We start from the raw sequence: 23,237 nt of genomic DNA on the forward strand, positions 1-23,237 counted from the left end.
AGCGCCTGTTGGTTTTGCAAGCAGCCTTCTACGTGGGCATCGTGGCCTTTTTCTCAACCACGAGGGCGGTTCGCTGTCTCGCCTTCCGCGCTCAAGACTTCCTCTTCGGGCAAGGCCACGCGCAACCTTGCCTCACAATCCGTGCGCAGCAGGACGACCAGGATTTCGAGCTCGTTGAGAACCTCGACCGGGTCGCGCACGGGCATCTCGTAGGGCGCCATTCAGCCAGTTGCTGAGATCGGGATGAGCAAGCGCCCAGGCGATACGTTGCTCACTTTCCTTCAGCACGTCATCGGGGGACGACACCTTCCATTCCTCCACTGCCGATCGAATATTACGCTGCAGCCTGTGCCGCCCGGTGCTCCCGATCTGTTCCGCCGATGTCCTGGTCCCAGCGCAGATCACCGACATAGCGCCAGGCCATTCTACCCTCCTCGTCAAGGGCGAACAGATGAAGCCAGCGATTGTCGAACAGTTTGCGGACCTCTGGATGGCGATCCAATATCGCGTTGATCGCATCCTGCGGCGCTTCAACCAGCACAGAGAGTCGAAGCGGTTCATGTGTGGACCGGTCACCATCGTGAACCGATTGCCAGGGCAGCCCGCCGCGCAGCAGCCCGCCATTCCCCTCGACCACACCGATACCGCCGGTCACATTGTGCAACAGCTTGTTGCCCGCGCCGAAGAGTTCGGGCGCTACGGTCGACCCATAATATTGCAGGCTTATCCAACTGGCGACGACAACCGGCGCCGTCATGATCAGCTCCAGGACCTTGAAGCCCTCATCGTGCCGCCAGTCATAGTCATGCAGGAAAGCTCGTCCCGCCAAGTCGCTTCCGGCCGTGCGCAGCCTCGGCGCGGCCACGAAGGCCTGGCAGCCGGCGAGGGCCCATTCCGGGCGCAACTCCGCCCAGTCGCGGGCGCGATGCAGAATATCCTGCCCTGCTGCGGCGCGGGGTAAGCGCAGCGCGCGTTCTGCCCGCGCCAAGATACCCGCAGAGGCGAGCCAGGTCGTCGCCTGAGCCAGGTCCTGAGCATGTCCCAGCGCGTCATGATCATCCGAATAGACCTTGACCGCATCAGTCGTCGTGTCGTGCAGCGCAGCCAGAAAAAGCGTGTCTTGTGGAATGGCAATGCCGCGTTCAACAAGACCCGCACGCACATCGGGGGCGTTGAGCAAAGCGGCAAGCAACCGCGCATTAGTCTCACCCGAATAACCCCCACATGCGCCGCAATGCAGCGCGCTGGCATGGGGGTTGTTGACCACATTGGCGCCGTGCCCAGCGAGCAGCACCAAGCGCGCAAAGCCACGGGTCAGCGACATTGCCTTGAGCACGCTCGTGGCCATGGTCAGCCGCGTCTCAAGGTCAAGCGTGCTCTCCGGCTGCGGCGCCGGATCATTCGGCGCAGCGTGCCGTGTCAAACCCAGTCCGTCACGCAGCAACTTGGCGACATAGAGCGGGCCGGTCGCTTCGACAAAGGCGAAGGAGGAAATTGCTGCCAGCTTGAAGCGACCCCACGCCCGCTTTGCACGCGCCTTGATGCGCGTGGCCACGTCGTCGGCCTGCGTCTGCGGCGTCAGCCCTCCCGCGTGTGTCAATAGCCCAGGGGTCAGAAGCACGGGCAAACGCGCCTCCACCACGTCCGAAGCGAAGCGGCGGTGGCCGATCCCCAGGCCAAAAAAGCCGGCAAACCCCATTGTTCTTATACCAGGGTCGACCTGTTCCAGCGCGCGACGGAACACTTCCGAACGCACGTCGATGCAGAAGGCCATCTGGAGCTTGGGCCGATCCGGAGCTGCTGGCGCGGGAGGCCGTGAAGCAAGAAGGCCATGCAGCCGTCTCTGCGCGGCGCGCTCGGCTGCTTCCTGCAGGATGGCATCGACGCCATCGTCAGGGGTCGCGACCAGGGGCTCGGCAAAGGCCAGCATCGCAGCGGCAAGCTGCGGCCCGATCTTGGCCGCGTATTGGCGCAGCAAGGCGGCCTCCCAGCTGATGCGGATGGCAAGCAGGTCGGTCACGGACGTATCGACCGCTCCGCCAAGCTCTGCCTGCCACAACCGATAGCGGGCCACCTGTCCCCAGCCGCCCAGACTCGTTAGAAGGCGGTGGAAATAGCTCTCAAGCGCCGCCTCACCGAGGCCCAGGTGGGCGACGCAGATTGCCAAGGCCTCTTTGGCCTCTGCAGGTGCATCTGCCACACCCTGCGCAAAACCGGCCAGGCCGAGTATTTCAGGCGTCAGGTCATTGGTGGCGACGCTTCGCCACGCGGCAAATGCGCCGCTGGCCGGAGTGCTGGCCCAAAGCGCCTGGCCTTGGTCGAAATAGCCTGATGCCCAGTGGCCGATCCGGTCATTGACGATACCGGGCCAGTCGATCGAGGAGACATCGCGCGCCAGTTCGGCGACCGTCGGAATGGCCCGGGGCGCAGTCCGATCGACGAGAGCGGCCTGCTTCAGGGCGGCTAAAGTCGTGGGGCGGAGCACCACTGGCGCTGCCTCGAAAGCGGCTCTCAAATCGGCGTCTGTGATGTCGCCAGACTGCAGCCGCTCGGCATACCAGTGGCGAGGCATCGTGAGTGCAATGCCGCCGACCAGACGCAGTCGCGCGGCTGCCATGGCAAGGGATTCGCCCGACTGGCCAAGAAAGGGATTCACGGCAACACTTGAAGCCAGCGGCCAGAGCGGCGGTATGGCGCGCGCCGCGCGATCTGCCGCTCTCATAACCGCTTCTGATGGCAGGATCGGCGCGTGGATGGTCATCGTCAGCATCGAAAATTCCTTGAATTGATCAGATCACGGCGCTTTGGACAGCGACCAGCCACCGAGGAGACGATCGAGGGTGGCATTGACATAAAGGCCATTGGAGAGATGGACCCGCAGCCCCGCCGCTGCGGGGTGCGCGGTCCAGAGCGGGAAAAGCGCCTGAGCCACAGCCACACCGCCAAAGCTGAGCACGGCCAGCGCCATCAGGGTCCATTCGAGCCGCCCAGGCGCCGGGGTTGCCGGCAGCACGCCGGCCGTCATCCATTCGGCGATGGTCTGGAGCGCGAAATATCCGATTGCGGCGGCGCTGGCATAGATGGCGGTCTTGCGGGTCAGCGGACGCGGTGCAGCATCGGCCAGGCCCTGGGCGAGAAGATACGCGACACCAAAGATCAGGATTGCCCCCAGCGCCAGCGCCTGAGCCGACTTATGGTCGAAGCCGAAGGCAAATCCGAACGCCGCACCAATTGCGGCGTAGATCGCCAGCGCAATGAGGAAGGCACGGCCCACAGCGGTTCCGTCTGGAACTGCGACAGGACCTGGACGGCGTATGGCCGCGACCTGCTCGACCGCCCCGCCGGATGCGAGGAAGGCGTGCGCCTTGTAAAGTGAGTGGGCAACGATATGCAGCAGCGCCAGCGGGAAGAGCGCCAATCCGCATTGCAGCATCATGAACCCCATTTGGGCGACGGTCGACCAGGCGAGCGATGTCTTCACTGACGGCTGCGTCAGCATGACCAAAGCGCCAAACAGGGCCGTGAACCCGCCCAGCATGGCCAGAACGGCGAGCACGCCGGGGGAGGTCAGCATGACATCGGCGAAGCGGATCAGCAGGAAGCCGCCGGCATTGATAACACCGGCATGCAGCAGCGCCGAAACCGGCGTCGGCGCTTCCATCACCTCGGTGAGCCAGCCATGGGTGGGGAACTGCGCCGATTTCAGCACAGCGGCAAGCGCCAGCATGGCCGCCGCTGCAATCTCCAGCCCCGACGCGCCGCCGGTCCGGGCAGCCGCGTTGATCGCGGCGATGTCCGTCGTGCCATAGCTCACCCACAACAGGACCGCTGCGCCCACCAGAGCAACCGCGCCGACCCCGGAGAAAAGGCGCTTCTTGCGGGCCGCACGCTGTGCAGCCACGCGTTCAGGATAGAACAGAAGCAGGCGATGCAGCGCCGCGCTGGTCGCAATCCAGGCCAGGACGATCTGGGCCAGATTGCCCGCCTGGACAAGAAGGAGAACGGCAGCCAGGGCTGCGCAAAGCCAGCCCATGAAATAGCCCTGCCGGGCCTCGCCATCGAGATAGGTGCGGGCATATCGCACTACGATCCAGCCGACGAAGGCGACAAGCAGGAGCATGGTGACGCTCACGGCGTCCAGCCGGGCCGAGAGGCCGATTCCACCCCACCCAATCAATCCACTGTCCCCCTCACCGCGCAGGACGAGGAGCGCCAGTGCAGCGAGCGCAATCACAAGTCCGCCAAACGCCGCGCCTTCTGCAAGCCTTGCCACGATGGGTGCGCGCTTGCCGGGTCGCATCCAGCCATAAACGGCGGCAACAAACAGAAGCAATGGAGCGCAGAGCGGGAGCAGGTAGATCGACACGGCAATCTCCGGAGATCAGTAACAGTCGGACTGCCACTCCATAGCGACGCGTGGGGTCAGGATAAAATTCATTGTTTTCGTCAATACGTTCGTTATTATCGAACGTCATGTCGGCGCTGAATTACAATCATCTTCGCTATTTCTGGGCCGTCGCTCACGACGGCAATCTGACGCGCACGGCCAAGCGGCTGAACGTCACGCAGTCGGCCCTCTCGGTCCAGGTCCGCAAACTCGAGGGGCGCCTCGGGCATCCGCTGTTCGAACGGCGGGGTCGCCAACTCCATTTGACCGAGGCCGGGCAGATCGTCCTGGACCACGCCGACACGATTTTTGCCATCGGCGAGGAGATGCTGGACACGCTTGGTCAGGCGGGAGCATCCCGCCAGGCACTACGTGTTGGGTCTTTAGCGACGCTGTCGCGGAACTTCCAGATGGAGTTCCTCCGACCCGTCCTGGGACGCACCGATATCGATCTGATCCTTCGCTCAGGAGGGTCGGGGGAGTTGCTGCGCACGCTCGAAGCGCTCAACCTCGATGTCATTCTCCTCAATCAGGCACCACCAGGGGACGCCTTGACCTCGTTCGTCACCCACCGTCTGGCGGAACGCACGGTCAGCCTGGTGGGGACACCGGATCGGCTGCGTCCGCCAGCGAGCTTTGCCGACCGCCTGCGCAATCACCCCGTCATTTTGCCAACCATCGACAGCAGCGTGCGCACGGGGTTTGACGCCCTTGCAGACCGCTTGGGCGTGCGGCCACAGATCGTGGCTGAAGTCGAGGACATGGCCATGATGCGGCTGCTGGCGCGGGAGGGTATCGGTCTGGCAGTGCTGCCGCCAATCGTGGTCAAGGACGAGATTGCGGCCGGGGTTCTGGTCGAGGGTGATCGGCTGCCGGGGATCGTTGAGTCATTTCATGCCGTAACCATCGAACGGCGGTTCCCCAACCCATTGGTCAGGCTGCTGCTGCAGTCCGTGGCTGAGTATGAAGGCCCTTAGCCTTCCGGATGTTGCGTTGTGTCCGGCCATCGACTGCAGCGGCATGAGGCATGAGGCATGAGGCATGAGGCAGAGAAATGTTTGCCAAACCAGGGGCAGTCCAGTCGGCAATCTGGCCACTTTACCTAAAGGCTGCCAGTCCGCTATCCACCCCGCAACCGCCATTGATTTGATTTCAGCGGACCGGCTGCTTTTGGGAAGTCGGAGAAGCCGACTGAACGGCCGGAATTGGGGCGCTTTGCTGCCGTTCGAGGACGGCATTTGTTGCTCCCCGCGGAAAGGCATGTTCCGATAACTTTCGATTATCGGAACATGGCGTGTCGCGCTTTTCGGGCAATTCAAGGAAAGTGAAGTTAACGTGCTTTAACTTCCGAATCTGCGCTGCTCACTCGTTTTTTGGTCAGGTTAGCACTTCGCTTGCGTTCGTCACTCGCATTTCTCGCCAGCGATTATGCGGCCATCAATCCTCGCACGGTGATGTCGAGGCGCGCAGCAAATGCAAATGTTGTTCATCCTTTGGCAAAGGATCCTTTCTAGAACGAGCTGTATTCTAGGAAGGATTCTTGGTCATCGAAACTGTCCTACAGCTGCGAGAGCGTCGACGGTCGCTTGGTCTGTCACAGGCCCTTCTTGCTGAGCGTGCCCTGATATCAATTCCGACACTGCGGGCTGTTGAAGCGGGGAGGGGGTCTTTGTCCGCCGCCGCCAATGTTGTCGCAGCACTTGGACTGGTTTGGGCGTGGCCCGAGCATTTGATCGATCATCCTGGTGCGGCTCTCGCACGGTTGCGATCGGAGGCGGGCGTATCGCAACGAGAGATGGCGAAACGCATTGGCGTCACCCATCCGACGATATTGAGCTTGGAAAAGAGATTTCGAGGTAGCCAATCGACCTTATTGTCGTTTCTGCGCTGCCTGGGCCAACAAGGTCACGTTCGAGACCCCTCAGTTCCGCGACGGCGACTGATCCCAAAACCAAATACCCCCCAGCGAGATATCGTCATGACGCCCGAGGCGTTGGCGGTATCCATCATGGCCCAGTTCGGCGGTGAACTGAGAGGGGTTGTCTTGGATCCTTGCCGCGGCAACGGAGCCTTTTTCAATACGTTTCCGTCCACCGTTGAACGTGAATGGTGTGAGATAGCGCAGGGGAGGGACTTTTTTGGATGGACTAGAAAGGTGGACTGGCTTGTAACCAATCCGCCATTTTCCAAAATGCGCGCGTTTCTGGTTCACGCAATGGAAGTCTCTGACAACGTCGTTTTTCTGGCACCTTTGAGCCACTTTACGACCCGGGCACGCATCCGAGACATCAGGTCTGCTGGATTTGGATTAAAACGCATCATCACGGTTCCCACGCCTTCGGATTGGCCAGCATCAGGATTCCAGCTGACAGTCGTGCACCTGAAGCGCGGCTGGCGCGGCACAATTGAGATGTCGGATCTGGATGCATCGGCAACTCGATGGCCGTCAGCCGATCTAACGGATTGTGCCGGTGTTGCACTGGTAGCTTGAGTATCTAGAACGGGGAGGCGCTGGCAGAAAGTTTACGATGTCCTCAACGGCAGGAAAGCGCCCCCTATTAAGACATTCAACCGGCTCCGGTAAGTTCCGAAAAGCGGACATCGCTTTCGCGCCCGACGGCTACCTGAATAGCGGTGGTTGCAAACTGTCGGGTTTGGTGACGGGCCGCAGCACAAGCAGACCTCCGAAGGCCGGGAGCCACGCCGTAGAGTTGCTACGCGAGCTTTCCTGCAGTGAAGTCACGCGCGAGTGCAATGTACGCCTGGAAAGCGGCGGAGGAATTGCGGCGATTATAACAGTAGAGGCACAGCGAATCGAGCGGCGGCGTCCAGGCGAACCGGCGCTGGGGCAGAGCGACCGGGGTGCCGGCGGCGGTCGGGATTACCAGCAAATCAGCGTTCTCACATGAAGGCACTGGAGGAGTTCGAGGCCGGCTATTGGGGACAGCGCTATCCGGCCATCGCCCTGAGCTGGATACCCGCAAAAACCCTGGCCTGTTGAGCGTCTTCATGATTCACTTCGGTGAACCATGGGGAGTGCCGATATGGATCCGAAGTCGCTGTTCAGCCTGAACGATCATCTTGAAGCGCTCAGTGAGCATGGTGATCCGCTCGAGGTACTCGATCAGACCATAGACTTCGAGTATTTCCGGGGCTGGTTGGTCGAGGAGCTGGGCTATAGCGATGGCAGCAAGGGCGGCCGTCCGCCTTTCGATCCGGTCGCCATGTTCAAGATCCTCATCCTGCAGGCCCAGCACAATCTCTCCGATGCTCGCACCGAGTTCATGATCCGGGATCGGTTGAGCTGGATGCGGTTCCTGGGCTTTTCGCTGGGGGACCGGACACCTGACGAAAACACCATCCGGCACTTTCGCAACCGGATGACCGAGACTGGCACCCTCAAGCGGGTCATGAAGGCTTTCGACTGGCAACTGAACAAGAAGGGATACATCCCGATGTCAGGCCAGATCGTCGACGCCAGCTTGGTGCCGGCCCCCAAGCAGCGCAATACCGATGACGAACGGCAGGCCATCAAGGATGGCAAGTCGGCGAAAGAGATCTGGCCTGATAAGCCGGCCAAGGCCGCCCAGAAGGACACCGATGCCCGCTGGACGCTCAAGATCGGGGGCAAGGTGCGCTACCGACAAGATGGCACGCCGCTGCCCATGATCGCGCTTCCGGTGTTCGGCTACAAAAGCCATATCACCATCGACCGCCGGTATGGCTTCATCCGCGGCGCTGCGGTGACCTCGGCGACGGCAGCCGATGGTCGCATGCTGCGCCAGGTGATCGACAGGGAGAATACCGGCAGCGACGTCTGGGCAGACAGTGCATACCGCTCACAGAGCAACGAGAAATGGTTAGCCGATCGCATGCTGACCAGCCGCATTCACCGGCGCAAGCCTAAGGGCAAGCCAATGCCCAAAACCATGGCGCGAGCCAATGCCGCCAAGTCTGCGATCCGCGCCAAGGTCGAACACGTGTTTGCCCACCAGAAGAACAAGTTCGGGCTGTTCATCCGCACCATCGGCATCAAGCGCGCGGAGGCGAAACTCACACTGGCTAATCTGGCTTACAATTTCGACCGCCTGGTCTTCCATGAAAAGCGAGCGATCATGGGATGAGTCTTCCCGGAAACGGGGAAATGACCCCGAACGGGGATCGACCGCAGCCGAAATTGCCGGGAACGGCACCAAAACGGCGCCCCCAAGCCGAGATCAAACTCCCACGGCAACCAAAACAACAGTTTTTGCGGGTGTCCAGCTGGCGGCGCAATTGGGAGCACGTCGTGCCCTTCTTCGCCTTTCCCGAGAGCGTGCGCCGGATCATCTACACCACGAATGCGATTGAAGCGCTGAACTCCAAGCTGAGGCGGGCCGTACGCACCCGCGGACACTTCCCCAGTGACGAAGCGGCAATGAAGCTGCTATATCTGGTGCTCAATCACGCGGCCGAGCAATGGAAACGCCCGCCGCGCGAGTGGTTCGAGGCCAAGACGCAATTCGCCGTCGCATTCGGCGAAAGGTTCGTCAGCCAGTGACGGAAACGGGCCTCAGGCACAAAATATCCGACAGTCCCCATCCCGCTCGTCTTCTGAAATAAGACCGACCGAGTAGGCCAATAGAGTTCGGGCGGACCAGGTACCCACCGGGGAATTGAAACCGTCAAGCAAAGCGTCGGTGGCATCACTTGCGACGAGGTAGCTCTTTAGCAATCTCATGAGCGCGTCCTCGATGAGTGCGCCATGCACCATCGCCATCCCGCGGGGCGTCTCGCCTTTGACTGCGGCCTCGAATTTCTCCCACATCTCATCCACAGGGATGTCCCAAGACATCTTCTTCTTTTTGGCCATAGTCCTTCACCTAGCTAAATCAGAGCGGCGATGGCTTTCATTTCGTCGAGGATCAGCTCGATGCGAGGCTTTGAGTTCGGAGTTGGCTTGGACTTCAGATAGGCCCCTACGTGCTTGACGTTGTTCACCCCGCGCTGCAGGCCTGTGTTGTGCAGCCCCCCAGCGTTCATGGCTTCGTTCATCGCATTGAAGCTGCGCTCGGAATTGTGGGCGATCTCGTTCCGCAGAGCGATCCAGAGCGAGAGCGTAGCTTTCCGAGCGTTCGATAGCCCGTCTATGCCAGTACGATGATCCTCGATCAGATATTTTGCAGCACCTTTCTTCAGCGCCCCATAGTCGAAAAACGTGATGTTCTCGCCTCGCTGGTCGATGAGATCGGTGATCAGGTCGACGGTGAGATGCTTGGGGAACGCGACGGTGACGAAGTTCTCGGCAATGACGTCCTGCTTAGGGGGGCGGGAAGCTTTGAAAGCATCCTGCAAATGATCCTGGAATCTGGTGGAATCGCGATTGATGTAAGCGATGAACATGTCGTTGACGAAGCTCTCCCACAGGGTTGCGGCCGTCAGGATCGTATTTTGAACGAGCAGGGTCTCATCAGAATCTGTTGATTGCCGCTGAGAAGTGACCCGGGATTGGGAGATATTTTCGCTGAGAACTGGCTCTGGCGCATATTTGCTGCAGCCGAGATCATACTGCTCCGATCAATCTCGCCTGCAACAGATCGAGCTTTCCGCGTCCATACATTTGCCGTTTGACGAGCTTCAGGCGTGTGATCTGACCTTCGGTTTGCCCATTAGACCAGGGGGAGATGATCGCGTTTCTGACGGCGGCCATATCCTTTTCGACACCGTTTGCAAATGAGCTCACTAAGCTGGGCTTTGCTGCTTGAAGCCATTCCTCCAGCTTTGTCGCTGTCTTCGAGCGGATCATGGATTGAAAGTCGCCGATGGCGGTGCGGGCGACAACCAGTTCGGGCACATTTATTTCGATCGCTGCTACCAAGATCGCTTCGGACTTCGCAAGGTCGTCGCGCGCAGTGGTCAGCAACCGGGCGATCACACGCGCGGATGGTGTTCGCGCCAGCCCGCTCTGATTGGCTTTTTCGGCGAGACGCCGGCGCTGCGCCCATTGCGAGACAATTCCGCTTTGCCCTGGAAACCCCTGCGCCCGCATCTCGCGCCAGAGCGCCAAGGCGTTCCGCGCGCCGTCTTCCCAGCGGGCGTTTAGCCAAGGAAGCCAGATATCCAGCGAACTCGGTCGCGTGCGGAAGACGTCGAAGCGTTGGCCGCGCAGAACATCGCGCACGACCTTTCGGCTATGGCCCGTCTGACGGACGATCTGGCGGATTGAGGTTCCCGTCTTCGACAGATCCCGAATGGCTTCATTGGTCTCTTGGCGGCGCAGATATCCCTCATATTGAAGCCGCTCGGCATAGGTCAGCAACTTGGGATCGACGATCTTGCTGCCGACCGCCTGTCTGATTTGGCGCATGGATTTGCCGACGGCATCGAGGAAGGCACGGCTCGAGTTTTCCATGAGGTGCCAACGGTCGGCGACTTGAGCCGCATTGGGCAAGGCCCTCGCGATTGCCTCGCCATAGCCGCCGCCACGATCTCGCGCGACGATCGATATCGAGGGGTGTTCGGCCAGCCATGCGCGAGAAGTATTTAATGCGCGGTCCGGTAGCAGCGCGACAGGCCTGCGACGCTCCAGGTCGCAAACAATGGTTCCGTAGGTCTGTCCTCGCCGAAAAGCGAAGTCGTCGATTCCGATGACTGAGAGATGTTCATCGTGCGCAGAAGCACGTCTGCGGACGACACGCAGCAATGTATCTTTGCTTACCGGTATCATGAGACGATCGGCAAAACCGGCTGCCGGCCGTCCTCCCAAAGCCAGCCCAAGATGGTGCACGATGGTCTCCAGGCGCTGCGTGCGCCGGCCGTACCGGGCCAGGACGTCGTCATCGAACCGCTAGCAGAAAATGCGGCGCCCGCAGAGGACACCATCACACCAAAATCGACGCGTCAGGATCGAGAGCTCTACCCGCCGGCCTCCAAGGGGTAAATCTGCCGGCCGGCGCCTATAACGGCTTTGCACGCGCTGGCTACGTCCGCCACAGCCTGGGCAGGTTCCCCAGGATCGGCGAGACCGCAGCAGGATTCGCACCCTATCCGCCACGACCTGCACCGCATCTATTGCAAAACCATCCGGCGCCAAGCTTGCGCGTTGAAAACCATGCCGCATCTGCCGATCCTCCTACGAACCGGCACAAACCTTGTTCACAACAACAGCAAATGTGAGTCAGAGCCAATTCTCGGTGAAAATACCGGGTCACTTCTCAGCGGCAATCAACACCGCGAGCTTCAGCGTCTCGGGTCAGTCGGTCTCCTGGACCGGGCCCTCCGGCGACTGGGGCCTGCGGCGGATGGTGCTGCACTACGCCCATCTCTGCGCGGCCGCAGGCGGGGTGGACGCCTTCCTGATCGGGACCGAGATGCCGGGGCTGACCACCATCCGCTCGGGCGCATCCACCTATCCGGCGGTGCAGGCCTACCGAGACCTGCTCGGCGATGTGCGCTCGATCCTCGGGTCGGGGACGAAGATCGGCTATGCTGCCGACTGGTCGGAGTATTTCGGGCATCAGCCGGTCGATGGAAGCGGCGACGTGTTCTTTCACCTCGACCCGCTCTGGGCCGATCCGGAGATCGATTTCGTTGGGATCGACAACTACATGCCACTGTCGGACTGGCGGGACGGCTTCGAGCATCTCGACGCGGCCGAGGGCTGGCCCGCGATCTACGACCGGCCCTACCTGCAGGGGAACATCGCGGGCGGCGAGGGCTTCGACTGGTTCTATGCCAGTGCGGCGGATCGCGCGGCGCAAGTTCGCACCCCGATCACCGATGGTGCGGCGGCCAAGCCGTGGGTCTTCCGCTACAAGGATCTGCGCGCCTGGTGGTCGAACCCGCATTACGACCGCCCGGGCGGGGTGGAGAGCGGCACGCCGACGGCGTGGGCGCCGCAGTCGAAGCCGATCTGGTTCACCGAGTTGGGCTGTCCCGCCATCGACCGGGGCACCAACCAGCCGAACGTCTTCTTCGACCCGAAGTCGTCGGAGAGCTTCACGCCGCACTTCTCGCGGGGCTGGCGCGACGACGCCATCCAGCGCGCCTATCTCGAGGCGACCTGGCTCTGGTGGGGCGAGGCCGCGAACAACCCGGTCTCCTCGGTCTATGGCGGCCGCATGGTGCATGTGCCCGAATGCGCCGCCTGGACCTGGGACGCGCGGCCCTATCCGTTCTTTCCGGCGCTGACCGATGTCTGGACCGACGGCGCGAACTGGCGGCTCGGCCACTGGCTGACGGGGCGGCTGGGAGCAGTGTCGCTGGCCGCACTGGTCCGGCACCTCTGCCTGCGGGCGGGGCTGCCCGAGTCCCGGGTCGATGTCACCGGGCTTTGGGGCGCGGTCGAAGGCTATGCCATCGCCGCGCTGGAAAGCCCGCGCGCGTCGATCACCACGCTGTCGCGCCACTTCGGTTTCGATGCTGTCGAGACCGAAGGCGTGATCCGGTTCTTCATGCGCGGCCGGGCCTCCGTCGCCACCCTCGCGCCCGACGATCTGGTGGCCGCCCGCGAAGGCGACGTGCTGGAACTAACGCGCGGCCAGGAGACCGAACTGCCGCAGGCGCTGAAGTGGCAGCTGGCCCGCGCCGACGAGGATTACGATGCTGCCCTCGTCGACGCGCGGCGCATCACCGTGGACACCACGCGCATCGCGTCGGAGTCCTTCCCGATGGCGGTGCCGCCCGAGGAAGCCGAGCGCCGCTGCCGCCGCGCGCTGATGGAGGCCTGGGTGGGGCGCGAGACGGCGGCGTTCCGTTTGCCGCCGTCGCGGCTGGCGCTCGATCCGGCCGACGCGATCCAACTGGAGCATGACGGGCGGCTGGTCGATCTGCGGTTCGTCTCCATCGCCGACGCCGAGGGGCGCAGCATCGAGGCGGTCCGCCAGGACCGCGCGACCTACGACCTGCCACCTGGCGATCCCCGCGCGGCGTCACTGACGCGGGCGGTCGTGTTCGGCGCGCCGGATGCGGTGCTGCTGGACCTGCCGCAGCTGACCGAGGACCTGCCCGCGCATCGGCCGCTGGTCGCCGCGCACGCCATGCCTTGGCCCGGCGAGATGGCGGTGTTCCGCAGTCCCTCGACCGATGGCTTCGAATTGCTGACGACGTTCGGCAGTCGCGTCCGGATCGGGACGCTGGTCTCGGATTTCTATGCGGGCCCCACCTCGCGCTTCGATCTCGGCAATACGCTGGTCGTCGACCTGTTGACCGGCACGCTGGAAAGCGTCACCGACCTGACGCTGTTCGGCGGCGCCAATGCGCTCGCCATCGAGAGTGCGCCCGGCGTCTGGGAGATCGTGCAGGCCGGCGCGGCCGAACTGCTGGCGCCGGGTCGGTATCGGCTCACCCGGCTCCTGCGCGGCCAGCGCGGCACCGAGGTTGCCATGGGCAATCCGGCGCCTGCGGGCGCGCGGGTCGTGGTGCTGGACAATGCGCTGGCGTCGCTACCAATCGCCGAGGCCGATCTCGGCATCCCGTGGAACTGGCGCATCGGCCCGGCGAGCCGGCCGGTTAGCGACGAGACCTATGTGGCGCAGTCATTCGCGCCCGAGGGCGTTGGGCTGCGGCCGTTCTCGGTCGCGCATGTCGAGCAGCCGTGGCGCACGCCGCGCACGCCCGGCGATCTGACGATCCGCTGGACGCGCCGGTCCCGCGCGCTCGCCGCCGACAGCTGGGGCGGGCTGGAGGTGCCGCTCGGCGAGGAACTGGAAGCCTATGAGGTCGAGATCCTCGACGGCGCCACCGTGAAGCGTGTGCTGAGCACCGCCACCACCAGCGCGGTCTACACCGCCGCCGCCCAGACCGCCGACTGGGGCGCGCCGCTCGACCCCGGCGACACGCTCGACATCCGCATCTATCAGCTCTCCGCCCTCGTGGGACGGGGTGCGCCAAAAACCGTCACGCTGATACTCTGAAGGCCATCCCATGTCCGACGCTACGACCCATCTCCTGCTGCCCTACATCCTTGCGGCGCAGGCCCAGAAGCATGTCACCCACAATGAGGCGCTGCGGATCCTCGACGGACTCGTCCAGCTCTCGGTGCTCGACCGGGGCCTGACCGCGCCGCCTGGTTCGCCCACCGATGGCGACCGCTACATCGTTGGCTCGGGCGCGACGGGCGACTGGGCGGGCTGGGACCTGAACGTCGCGCTCTGGACCGACGGCGCCTGGCTGCGCCTGCCACCGCGGACCGGCTGGCGGGTGTGGGTCGAAGACGAGGGCATACTGCTGGTCTATGACGGCGCGGGCTGGGTCGGCACAACGCCCGCGACGCTGCAGAACATGGCGCTGCTCGGGCTCGGCACGACGGCGGATGCGTCGAACCCGTTCTCGGCCAAGCTCAACGCCGCGCTCTGGACGGCGAGGACCGTGGCCGAGGGCGGCACCGGTGATTTGTTTTACACGATGAACAAGGAGGCGGCCGGCGACGATCTCGGGTTGACGCTCCAGACCGGCTTCGTGACCAAGGCGCTGGTCGGCCTCTTCGGCTCCGACCGCTTCCGCCTCGCGGTCTCGGCCGACGGCAGCACCTTCTTCGACGGGCTAAGCGTCGACAACGACACCGGCATCGTCGATCAGCCCCGGCTGCCCCGGTTCAAGGCCTGGACCAATTACGACAATTACGTGGGCGTCGGGACCTGGACGAAGATCGGCCTCAACAACACCGACTATAACGAACAGGGCGCCTTCGACGCTGCCAATAACTACTTCGTCGCCCCCGTCGACGGCACCTACCTCTTCGGCGCGACGTTGCTCTACAAAATCAACGCCAGCGCCACGGCCCGCATGCGCGGGCGGCTCGTGCTGAACGGCACGACCGAAATCCGCGGCTCGCTCGGCGAGATCTCCGCCACCCACGTCTCGCTCGCCACCGCGATCTGGCTGCAGACCCTGGTCCCGCTGACTGCGGGCGATACCGTCGAGCTGCAGGGGTATTTCCGGGTCGCGGACGGCTACTTCGCGGCCGACCACACGTCCTTCTGGGGCTGCAAGGTCGGCTGAGCGGCGGAAGGAGGATTCCGATGAACCCACCCCGATCCGAGGGCTACGTGCGCATGCCCGACGCCGAGTTCGAGGCGATCCTGACCCGGGCGGCGGAGGAAGGCGCGAAGCGCGCGCTGGCCGATGTCGGTCTCGACGGCGACGAGGCCGCGCTCGACATCCGCGATCTGGTCGCCTGTGAAGAATCCGGTTTTGTCAGGCAGGGCGTGAGCGGGCCGTGCTGTTCGGGAACAGGATGAGCGCCAGGATCAGCCACAAAAGCTTCCTGAACCATGCCAGGAGGAGCCGGAGGTTGTGACCGATGGCGCAGAGCATGACGTTGATGACGTCTCCTTCGATGCCCTTGAGGGGATTTCGTTCCAGATGGCCGTCCTGCTTCATGTGACCGATGACCGGCTCGATTCCGTTTCGCCGTCGCAGTTCTCGCCTGATGGTGGGTGAGGTGATGCCGCGCGTGTGAGAGACATGGACCTCCAGCCCGTCGCGGTTGAGCCCATGTCCGCGATAGCCGCGGTCGACATAGGCACGGGCGGGGTTCTGTCCGGTGATGCGGGCGACCTGATCGAGCTGAGCACCGAGCGTGTGGCCGTCATACGGGTTGCCGGGCAAGGACAGGGCGCCGAGCACGAACTGGCCGCCCTTGCAGCGCTCGTTGGTGGTGGCAAAGGAGGCTTTTGCGCCGAACTCATATCGGGTGCGAGCTTTGCCCTTGCCGATGCATTCGACCTCCGGCGCGTGGAAGGCGTAGAGCTTCTGTGTGTCGCCGGGCTTCTGGCCATGGATGATCCGGGCCCGTTCCAGGACGGTTGCGAGAGCCTCCATGCGAGTCGGGTCGCCATCGATCCTGCGCTCGATGTCGCGGATCAGTCGGCCCAACCGCGTGCGCATGAAGCGCAGATGCGCCTTCGCCTGCTTGTGGCCACGGCCATGCATGAGGCGGGCCGCCTCCTTGCGGGCACGGCGTGCCACGCGAAGATAGGACTGGCGCAGCCGCACGCCATTGGCCCTTGCCGCCCGGTTCAGCCATTCGATCGCCCGCAGCATCAGATGGCTGTCGGTGGGATGGGCCACTGCCTTGGTCTGGACGGTGGTGTCGACCGTGACACGTTCGAGCTGGCGCTCGCTGACGGCACCGCTTGCCATGGCAATCGAGATCGTCTCGGCCAGCAGCGCTTCGAGCTTGTCGGCGTCCATGCGCTTGCGCCAGTTGGTCATCGAGGAGCGGTCCGCCGGCAGCCTGTGCTGGAAATGGGTCTCGCCGCAAAACGCCTGGTGATAGGGATTCTCAACCCAGGCCGCGCACACGGCCTCATCCGAAAGTCCCTTGATGTGCTTCAACAGGTGCAGTCCCACCATCAGTCGGGTCGGCAGGCCGGGGCGGCCGACCTGCTCCACGAAGGTGGCGCCATAGAGCGCGTCGAGCCGGTCCCAGTCGATGCGTGCCGCAAGCCGCAGGAGCTCGTGCCGGGGATCAAGGATCGCCTCCAGGCTCTCTCGAAACATGTCGGATTGCGGCGTCGGGTCGGGCTTCCTGGGGCGCATCGGCGGGGCTCCATCTTCGGTCCTCGCACTGAATCAGGCCGCGATCGAAATGCCCAGACCCTTCATGCGCGCGCATGCGAAAACGCAAGCAAATGCCGCCAAATCCTCACAACCTTGCGAAACAGGATACTTCCAAGGCCGCCGAAAACCGCGCAATTCCAGCTCGTTGCCAATTGTTCACGGGCGACGATCTGCGCTCCCTGGTGGACTGCATCCGGCTGGTGCGCCGCACCGCGATGCAGACCGCCGTCCGCATGATCACCACCGGCGTCATGCTGGCGCTGCTCGCGGGCATCGCCATCAAGCTCAAGATCTTCGGCGGCAGCCCGTAGCCGCTCGCCATCCCCATTCATGAACCCGCACTGACCCGCCTTCGTGGCGGGGTGAGCCGTGGTCTGCCTGACAGGCAGACGGGAAGGTCCAGTGGACCTTCCCGAGCGGCGAACGCACCGAGCCCTGCGAGGGGCCGGAAACTCGTATTCGGAGGACCCCATGACCACGACCTTCCACCGCCATTGGCGCGACGTTCCGGAAAGCGCCTGGCGCTGGCGGAATTTCAGCCCGGCAGAGATTGCCTGCCGGGGCACTGGCAAGCTGCTCATCAACGAACCCGCGCTCGACAAGCTGCAGGCGCTCCGCGACCGGCTGGGCAAACCACTGATCGTACGCTCGGCCTATCGAAGCCCCGAGCACAACCGCGCCGTCGGCGGTGCCACGCGGTCGAAGCACCTCGACGGCGCGGCCTTCGACATCGCCATGGCGAACCACGACCCGGCGGCGTTCGAGGCGGCGGCGCGGGAGGTCGGGTTCCTCGGCTTCGGGTTCTACCCGCGATCGGGGTTCATCCATGTCGACCTCGGCCCCGCGCGGCAGTGGGGCGAGCGGTTTCCGGTACGGGCGACCGCATTTGCAGCTGAGACGCCACCCGCGCGCGAGGTGCTGGCCGACAGCCGCACAATGAAGGGTGGTGGTGCGGCCGGTGTCGCGACGCTGGGCGCAGCCGGAATCGAGGTGGCGCAAAGCGTCATCGCCGAGACCCAGACCGCGATCCTGCCGCTGGTGCCTTATCTCGACACGTTGCGCTGGGTGTTCATCGCCGTCGCGCTCGGGGGCATCACGGTCACGATCTACGCTCGGCTCGACGATTGGCGGAGTGGGCAGCGGTGATGGCCCCGCTCCTGACCGGCTTCGCCGCCAGCCCATGGATGCGGGCGGCCCTGTCGGCCGCCTGGTCTGCCTGTTCCTGCCGTTAAATCTGTCGTTCCGTGCGGCCTGCGGGCATGGAACAGCGCAACGAAATGACGATCGGCCACTCTAGAACATTAGCCCCCTGCCGGCGGCTGCACCCTCCATTTCCGTTGCATCTAGACCGTGGCGGGACGGCGCGCTTCGGTCAGGCAAGCGCGGCGAACAGGCCCAACGCGATCAGGATCAGGGTGACCGAGCTCGCCGCGTGGTCGTTGATCAGCCGCTCCAGCCGTTCCAGCCCATCCCAGATCTCCGGCCAGGTGCGCGCGGTCTCGACCGGCTTGTCCGATCCGCCCACCGATGCGGCGGCCTGGGCTGCGGCGACCGCACGGGCGTTGAACCTCGCAACCGAGCCGAGCAGGTCGCCTTCGGGCAGCGACGGGGCGCGCAGTCCAATTCCCAACGCGGCGATAACGAGAACCGCCGCGAGCCCAAGGGGCCAGGCGCTAACGCCGAGTGCCAAGAAGTCGATCGTCCCATAGGGTGCTTTGCCCGTTACCGCAGCATAAAGTGACCACGGCAGTGCGAGCGCAGTGGCGGCCAGCGCCACCATCGGCACAACCATCAGACCGGGCAGGCGATCTTCCTTTTCAGCCTTAGGCAGAGTAAATAGAAAACGCGCCAGCAGAAGCCCGGAGGTGAGCGCGGAAAGGCCGATTAACGTCGCACCAAAGTCCCCTGCGGAGCCCTTGATTGCCGATTTCGTAAGCGCCCCAGCGGTCAGCGGCAACCCCGCCACAGACAAGGCGACCATCGCCAGTGCCGCAATCACCAAGCCTCGCACCACACCCCGGGCCTTGCCGGCAACGCCGACACCCAGGAACAGTGCGCCCTTGGCCAGCCCGTGATGCAGCGCATAAAGCGCCACCGCCGGCAGAACCGAAGCCGCTGACAGGCCCGCCGCCAGCGCCGCGCCCATCACGCCCATCAGAAGCCCCATCTGACTGACGGTGGAATAGGCCAGCACGGTCTTTGGATTGCCCTGCATCGCCCCGTAAAGCGCCGCCGCGAAGAGCCCGCTGAACCCCGCCAGGGCCAGCAACGTTCCGCTGATCGGCCAAGCACTGCCCCAGGGCAGAAACGTGACCAGCCCGAAGATACCCGCCTTCACAATGGCGCCAGAAAGTACCGCCGAGGCCGGGACCGGCGCTGCCGGATGTGCCACCGGCAGCCAGACATGCAGCGGGACCAGACCCGCCTTGATGCCGAAACCCGCGATCATTAGCCACAGGACCAGCGGGTCGGCTCGTGGGGCGGCGAGGCTGTCGCGGATCTCGTCGATTAGGATCGTGCCGCCTGCCGCATGGGCGCCGATCATAAAACCGGCCAGCAGCGCGGTTTCGCCAATCACGGCAAGGATGATGTAGACGGCGCCGGCCCGCATCGACGCGGGTTTGCGATCGTGGATCACGAGCGGATAGGCGGCCAGAGACACCAGCGCGAAGAACACGTAGAAGCTCGCCAAATCCGCGGCCAGAAATACACCCAGGTTTCCCGCAAGAACAAGCATCCAGAACAGGGCGAAGGTCCGCGCACGCGGATCGCCGCGCATGTAGCGCAGGGCATAGACTCCGGCCCAGAACCACAGCACCGCGGCGCCGCTCAGAAAAAGCACTCCCGGTTCGGTCAGACGGAGCCCGCCGTCGAGAAGGACCCATGTCACGCTCAAAGTTTGGTCTCGCGGCGCCAGGAACACGGCGGCGAGTGCCGGCAGCGGCGCAAGCGGCAGCGCCAACAGCATCCTCGGCCCCAGCTTCGGTAACAGGCACAGAAGGGCGAGAAGGATCGGCCAGAGGATCACGACCGGCAGAAGAAGGCTGGGTGCGACTGTCATTTCAGGTAGCCACTCTCTGCGATCAGCTTGGCCCAGCTCAGAGGGCTGAACGGGAAGGTCGCAAACGCTCCGGCAGCGAGTGTGGCTAGGGCGGTTATCGCGGCGGGGAGAATCAACATCCGGTTCCAGGCGCCGTCCAGTTCCCGCACCGATGCCAGCTTCGCCGATGGCGGAAGCAGCCAAGCGCGGTAGAGCAGCGGCAGGAAGTAGAGCGCGTTCAGTAGAGATGATCCCGCCAGAACGGCGATGACCCAAGGCGCGTCGGATTGCAGCCCGCCCAACCCGAGGTGCCATTTCGAGATGAAGCCTGCCGTCGGCGGAACACCGATCATGCCGAGCGCGCCGATGCTGAATGCAGCCATTGTCACCGGCATCGCCCGCCCGGCACCGTCGAGATCCGCCACCGACTTGATCCCCATCCGGTTGTCCAGCGCGCCCGCGCACATGAAGAGAGTGATCTTCATGATCCCCTGATGCACCAGATGCACCAACGCGCCGATGATCGCGAAGGGACCGATCAGGCTGGCCCCGAGAATGATGTAGCTGACCTGGCTGACCGTCGAATAGGCCAGCCGCTTCTTGATGTCGGTCTGCATCACGGCGCGGAACGAACCGTAGAGGATCGTCGCTCCAGCCAACACGGCAAGCGGTGTGCCTAGGCCAAGCTCCGACACCGTGTCGATACCGTAGACGTCGTAGATCATCCTCACGATCCCGAACGCACCGGCCTTGACCACGGCCACAGCGTGCAGCAGTGCGCTGACCGGCGCAGGAGCGGCCATCGCCTCGGGCAACCACCCGTGGAACGGGATGAGCGCCGCCTTCACGCCGAGCCCGCCGATGCAAAGGATGAATATAAGCGTAAGTTCAAGCCGCGGGATGCCGGACAGATCAGGCGGTGCCGTAAACTCGATCGTGCCGACGAGCGACTTCAGCCAGACGATGCCCGCCAGAAAGGCGGCGCTGCCTGCCAGCGTATAGATCAGGTAGATGCGCCCCGCGCGCAGGGACTTCTCGTCACCCTTATGGACGACCAGCGGCCATGTCGCCAGCGTCAGGAGCTCGTAGAACAGGAAGAACGTGATCGTTGTGCCCGACATGGCCACGCCGGTCGCCGCGAGGACGCAGAGGTTGAAGAACCCGAAAAAGCGCGCCAGGTGAGGGCCGCGTCCGAAATAGGCGATCGAGTAGACCGTAGCGATCAACCACAGGAAGGCCGAGAGGGTGATGAACAGCAGTGCGATGGAATCGAGTCGGAGGATAAAGTCGTGGCCCGGCAGGAACTCGTAGCGCCATTCCGTGATCACGCCTTCGCGCGCTGCCAGCAGGAGGAAGCCCACGACCGCCAGCTTGATCAGGGCGAAGCTGATGTTGATCGCGTCGCGCCATACCGCCATGCGGTCGGGCAGGGCGAAGCTGATGAGTGCCGGAACGAGTGGCAGGAAGACCAACAACAGGGGCAGGAGATGGATCATCGGACATCCACCGCCACAGCCGTCGGCGGCCCGGCCCAAGGTGCCACGGCGGTGACTTCGACCATCGCCTGTCCGGCGAACCCCAGAGACACGGCGAGAAGCGCCAACGCCAGCGGCGCGGCGGTGCGCAGCGGGGCCCTCGACACGACCACCGGCGTATCGCTGCCGGCGAAGGTCCAGGCCAGCGGGCTGAACAGGTAGACTGCGCCCAGCAACCCGCCGATGAGCAGCACTGCGGCCGCGAACACGGCGCCCTGCTCCACCGCCGCCTCAAGCAGGAGGAATTTCGCGATGAAGCCGACCGAGGGCGGCAGGCCCATCAGCGACACCGCGGCCAGCCCGAAGGCTGCGACGGTCAACGGCATCGCCCGCGCAAGGCCACGCAAGTCCTCGAGGCGCTTGCCGTTCACGGCCTCGAGCATGAGCCCGGCGGCTAGGAACATCGCCGCCTTGGCCAGCAAGTGGGCGACGGCGTGGATCGTCATCCCGGCCCAGGCCCCCCCGGTCCCCGCCGCCGTGGCAACCAGGGGGAACGCCAGCAGGAGATAGCCGATCTGCGCCACGGTCGAATAAGCCACGAGGGCCTTCAGGACGTTCTGCCGGATCGCCTGGACGGAACCGTAGAGGACTGCCAGCGCACCGAGCCAGCCGAGCACCTCCAGCCCCGCAGGAGCTACGATGGTCGGGAAAGCCTCGAACCAAAGGCGCAGCAGGATCACGAATCCCACTTTCACGACGATCGCAGACAGCAGGGCGCTGGCGGGAGCGGGTGCTGCGGCATGGGCCGGCGGCAGCCAGCCGTGCAGCGGAAAGACCGCCGCCTTGATCAGCAGCCCTGCCGTCATCACTGCGAGCGCCGTCTTTGTCGCGAGGTCAGGCCGCGCCGTCGCGGCCAGAAGCGTCAGATCCACCGTCGCATAGTTCGAGAACAGGAGGGCCACGCCCAGCAGGTAGGCCAGTGATCCGACCAGAGCGATCACGAAGTAGCGCAAGGCGGCGCGCAGCGAGCCCATCGCCGCCATCGCCACCGCCGCCAGGCTGACCATCTCCAGCGCTATGTAGAGATTAAAGAGATCGGTGCTCAGGAATCCGGTATTCGCTCCACCCCATAACAGGTAGAAGAGCGGCCAGAAGGCGAAGCCGTGGGCAGTCTCCGATCTGTCCGGGCCGGGTGCGAATTCGTGAAGCGCATACAGTCCGATGAGCGAGGCGCAGGCGGCAGTGGCGCCCACCATCATCTGCGCTAGCCCATCCGCGCGCAACTGAACGCCCAGGGGCAGGTTCCAGTCGCCGACCACATGTGCCGAGCCCGCTGGCAGGAGCAGCAGCCAGACCGCCAGACCTGCCATGACCGGGATTGCCGCCAGCAGCGACCAGCGCGCCCATGCACCAAGCAGCAGCGCCGCGATCATGAAGCCGAGCGGCGCCGCAACAAGCAGGTCGAGCGGGCTCATGTGAGGTCTTCGGTTGTCTTGACCGCCGCTGCGTCGTTCGGCGCGCGCTCATCCTCGACCACGCGCAGAATCAGCGCCGCGCCGAAGGCTGTGAGCGCCACGGCGACGACTATCCCGGTGATCACCAGCGCCTGCGGGAAAGGATCGGTCGAGGCAGCCCCGCGCCCAAGGCCTCCCAGGATCAGGAAGATCCCTGCGCCGACCACGTTGACGGCCAGGATCTGACGCAGTGGATGGCGCAGGATCAGGAAGCCATAGAGCCCGAGCCCCACCAGAGCCACGCCAGTCAAGGGGTAAATATGCAGGAGCATTGTCAT

The 23,237-nt window shown here is 64.0% G+C and carries 18 protein-coding genes and 3 pseudogenes; 10 read left to right on the forward strand and 11 right to left on the reverse strand.

Annotated features, from left to right (window positions below):
• Positions 1-53: 53 nt before the first annotated feature.
• From OF122_RS06840 to OF122_RS06850, 3 genes are all read right to left on the reverse strand, one after another.
• On the reverse strand, positions 54-221 hold the full coding sequence (locus OF122_RS06840; protein WP_264227049.1) for a hypothetical protein: 168 nt from the start codon (positions 219-221) through the stop codon (positions 54-56).
• 113 nt (positions 222-334) lie between these two features.
• A complete protein-coding gene (locus OF122_RS06845) occupies positions 335-2,770 on the reverse strand; it encodes a YbcC family protein (protein WP_264227050.1) in 2,436 nt (811 codons plus the stop codon).
• A 24-nt stretch (positions 2,771-2,794) separates the two neighbouring features.
• Positions 2,795-4,366, reverse strand: coding sequence for a proton-conducting transporter transmembrane domain-containing protein (locus OF122_RS06850; RefSeq protein ID WP_264227051.1), 1,572 nt, complete (start codon positions 4,364-4,366; stop codon positions 2,795-2,797).
• 107 nt (positions 4,367-4,473) lie between these two features.
• On the opposite strand from OF122_RS06850, the gene OF122_RS06855 reads away from it, so the two are divergent.
• From OF122_RS06855 to OF122_RS06870, 5 genes and pseudogenes are all read left to right on the forward strand, one after another.
• Complete coding sequence (locus OF122_RS06855; RefSeq protein WP_264227052.1) at positions 4,474-5,364, forward strand: LysR family transcriptional regulator; 891 nt, start codon at positions 4,474-4,476, stop codon at positions 5,362-5,364.
• A 563-nt stretch (positions 5,365-5,927) separates the two neighbouring features.
• Positions 5,928-6,053: pseudogene (locus OF122_RS19750) on the forward strand (helix-turn-helix domain-containing protein); the annotation flags it as partial.
• Positions 6,054-6,056: 3 nt separating this feature from the next.
• Entirely contained in the window at positions 6,057-6,878 is an 822-nt protein-coding gene (locus OF122_RS06860) for a helix-turn-helix domain-containing protein (protein ID WP_264227053.1), read from the forward strand.
• Positions 6,879-7,431: 553 nt separating this feature from the next.
• Positions 7,432-8,511: a transposase gene (locus tag OF122_RS06865; protein ID WP_264227054.1), complete on the forward strand. Its 1,080-nt coding sequence runs from the start codon at positions 7,432-7,434 to the stop codon at positions 8,509-8,511.
• A 137-nt stretch (positions 8,512-8,648) separates the two neighbouring features.
• A pseudogene (locus OF122_RS06870) lies at positions 8,649-8,927 on the forward strand (transposase); the annotation flags it as partial.
• A gap of 12 nt (positions 8,928-8,939) precedes the next feature.
• Here OF122_RS06870 and OF122_RS06875 read toward each other — a convergent pair.
• The 3 genes and pseudogenes from OF122_RS06875 to OF122_RS06885 all read right to left on the reverse strand — a co-directional run bounded on the left by OF122_RS06875 (position 8,940) and on the right by OF122_RS06885 (position 11,486).
• Positions 8,940-9,239: a hypothetical protein gene (locus tag OF122_RS06875; protein WP_264227055.1), complete on the reverse strand. Its 300-nt coding sequence runs from the start codon at positions 9,237-9,239 to the stop codon at positions 8,940-8,942.
• 14 nt (positions 9,240-9,253) lie between these two features.
• Entirely contained in the window at positions 9,254-9,883 is a 630-nt protein-coding gene (locus OF122_RS06880) for a HEPN domain-containing protein (RefSeq protein WP_264227629.1), read from the reverse strand.
• Between the two features lie 46 nt (positions 9,884-9,929).
• Positions 9,930-11,486 (reverse strand): annotated as a pseudogene (locus tag OF122_RS06885) (ISL3 family transposase).
• A gap of 52 nt (positions 11,487-11,538) precedes the next feature.
• Between OF122_RS06885 and OF122_RS06890 the strand changes: the two are divergent.
• Genes OF122_RS06890 through OF122_RS06900 form a run of 3 tightly spaced genes read left to right on the forward strand, consistent with a single transcriptional unit; the run spans position 11,539 to position 15,606 of the window.
• Entirely contained in the window at positions 11,539-14,280 is a 2,742-nt protein-coding gene (locus OF122_RS06890; protein WP_264227056.1) for a baseplate multidomain protein megatron, read from the forward strand.
• Positions 14,281-14,290: 10 nt separating this feature from the next.
• Positions 14,291-15,367 carry a DUF2793 domain-containing protein gene (locus tag OF122_RS06895; protein WP_264227057.1) on the forward strand — a complete coding sequence of 359 codons (1,077 nt, stop codon included), beginning with the start codon at positions 14,291-14,293 and terminating at the stop codon, positions 15,365-15,367.
• Positions 15,368-15,387: 20 nt separating this feature from the next.
• Positions 15,388-15,606, forward strand: coding sequence for a DUF6127 family protein (locus OF122_RS06900; protein ID WP_264227058.1), 219 nt, complete (start codon positions 15,388-15,390; stop codon positions 15,604-15,606).
• Here the strand turns inward: OF122_RS06900 and OF122_RS06905 are convergent.
• Positions 15,563-16,909, reverse strand: coding sequence for an IS5 family transposase (locus tag OF122_RS06905; RefSeq protein ID WP_264225444.1), 1,347 nt, complete (start codon positions 16,907-16,909; stop codon positions 15,563-15,565). The genes OF122_RS06900 and OF122_RS06905 overlap by 44 nt on opposite strands.
• Positions 16,910-16,983: 74 nt before the next feature.
• Between OF122_RS06905 and OF122_RS06910 the strand changes: the two genes are divergently transcribed.
• Positions 16,984-17,241: a DUF6127 family protein gene (locus tag OF122_RS06910; protein ID WP_264227059.1), complete on the forward strand. Its 258-nt coding sequence runs from the start codon at positions 16,984-16,986 to the stop codon at positions 17,239-17,241.
• 160 nt (positions 17,242-17,401) lie between these two features.
• Complete coding sequence (locus tag OF122_RS06915) at positions 17,402-18,076, forward strand: YcbK family protein (RefSeq protein WP_264227060.1); 675 nt, start codon at positions 17,402-17,404, stop codon at positions 18,074-18,076.
• 226 nt (positions 18,077-18,302) lie between these two features.
• On the opposite strand, the gene OF122_RS06920 is transcribed toward OF122_RS06915, so the two are convergent.
• The 4 genes from OF122_RS06920 to OF122_RS06935 all read right to left on the reverse strand — a co-directional run bounded on the left by OF122_RS06920 (position 18,303) and on the right by OF122_RS06935 (position 23,237).
• On the reverse strand, positions 18,303-19,898 hold the full coding sequence (locus OF122_RS06920; protein ID WP_264227061.1) for a complex I subunit 5 family protein: 1,596 nt from the start codon (positions 19,896-19,898) through the stop codon (positions 18,303-18,305).
• A gap of 89 nt (positions 19,899-19,987) precedes the next feature.
• Positions 19,988-21,466, reverse strand: coding sequence for a complex I subunit 5 family protein (locus OF122_RS06925; RefSeq protein ID WP_264227062.1), 1,479 nt, complete (start codon positions 21,464-21,466; stop codon positions 19,988-19,990).
• The gene (locus OF122_RS06930) at positions 21,463-22,920 is read right to left on the reverse strand and encodes a complex I subunit 5 family protein (RefSeq protein ID WP_264227063.1); all 1,458 of its coding nucleotides are present in this window, start codon (positions 22,918-22,920) and stop codon (positions 21,463-21,465) included. Before OF122_RS06930 ends, OF122_RS06925 begins: the two co-directional genes overlap by 4 nt.
• Positions 22,917-23,237 carry an NADH-quinone oxidoreductase subunit K gene (locus OF122_RS06935; RefSeq protein ID WP_264227064.1) on the reverse strand — a complete coding sequence of 107 codons (321 nt, stop codon included), beginning with the start codon at positions 23,235-23,237 and terminating at the stop codon, positions 22,917-22,919. The genes OF122_RS06930 and OF122_RS06935 overlap by 4 nt, the downstream gene beginning before the upstream one ends.

Origin of the sequence: Pelagibacterium flavum (assembly GCF_025854335.1) — a bacterium.
GTDB lineage: Bacteria > Pseudomonadota > Alphaproteobacteria > Rhizobiales > Devosiaceae > Pelagibacterium > Pelagibacterium flavum.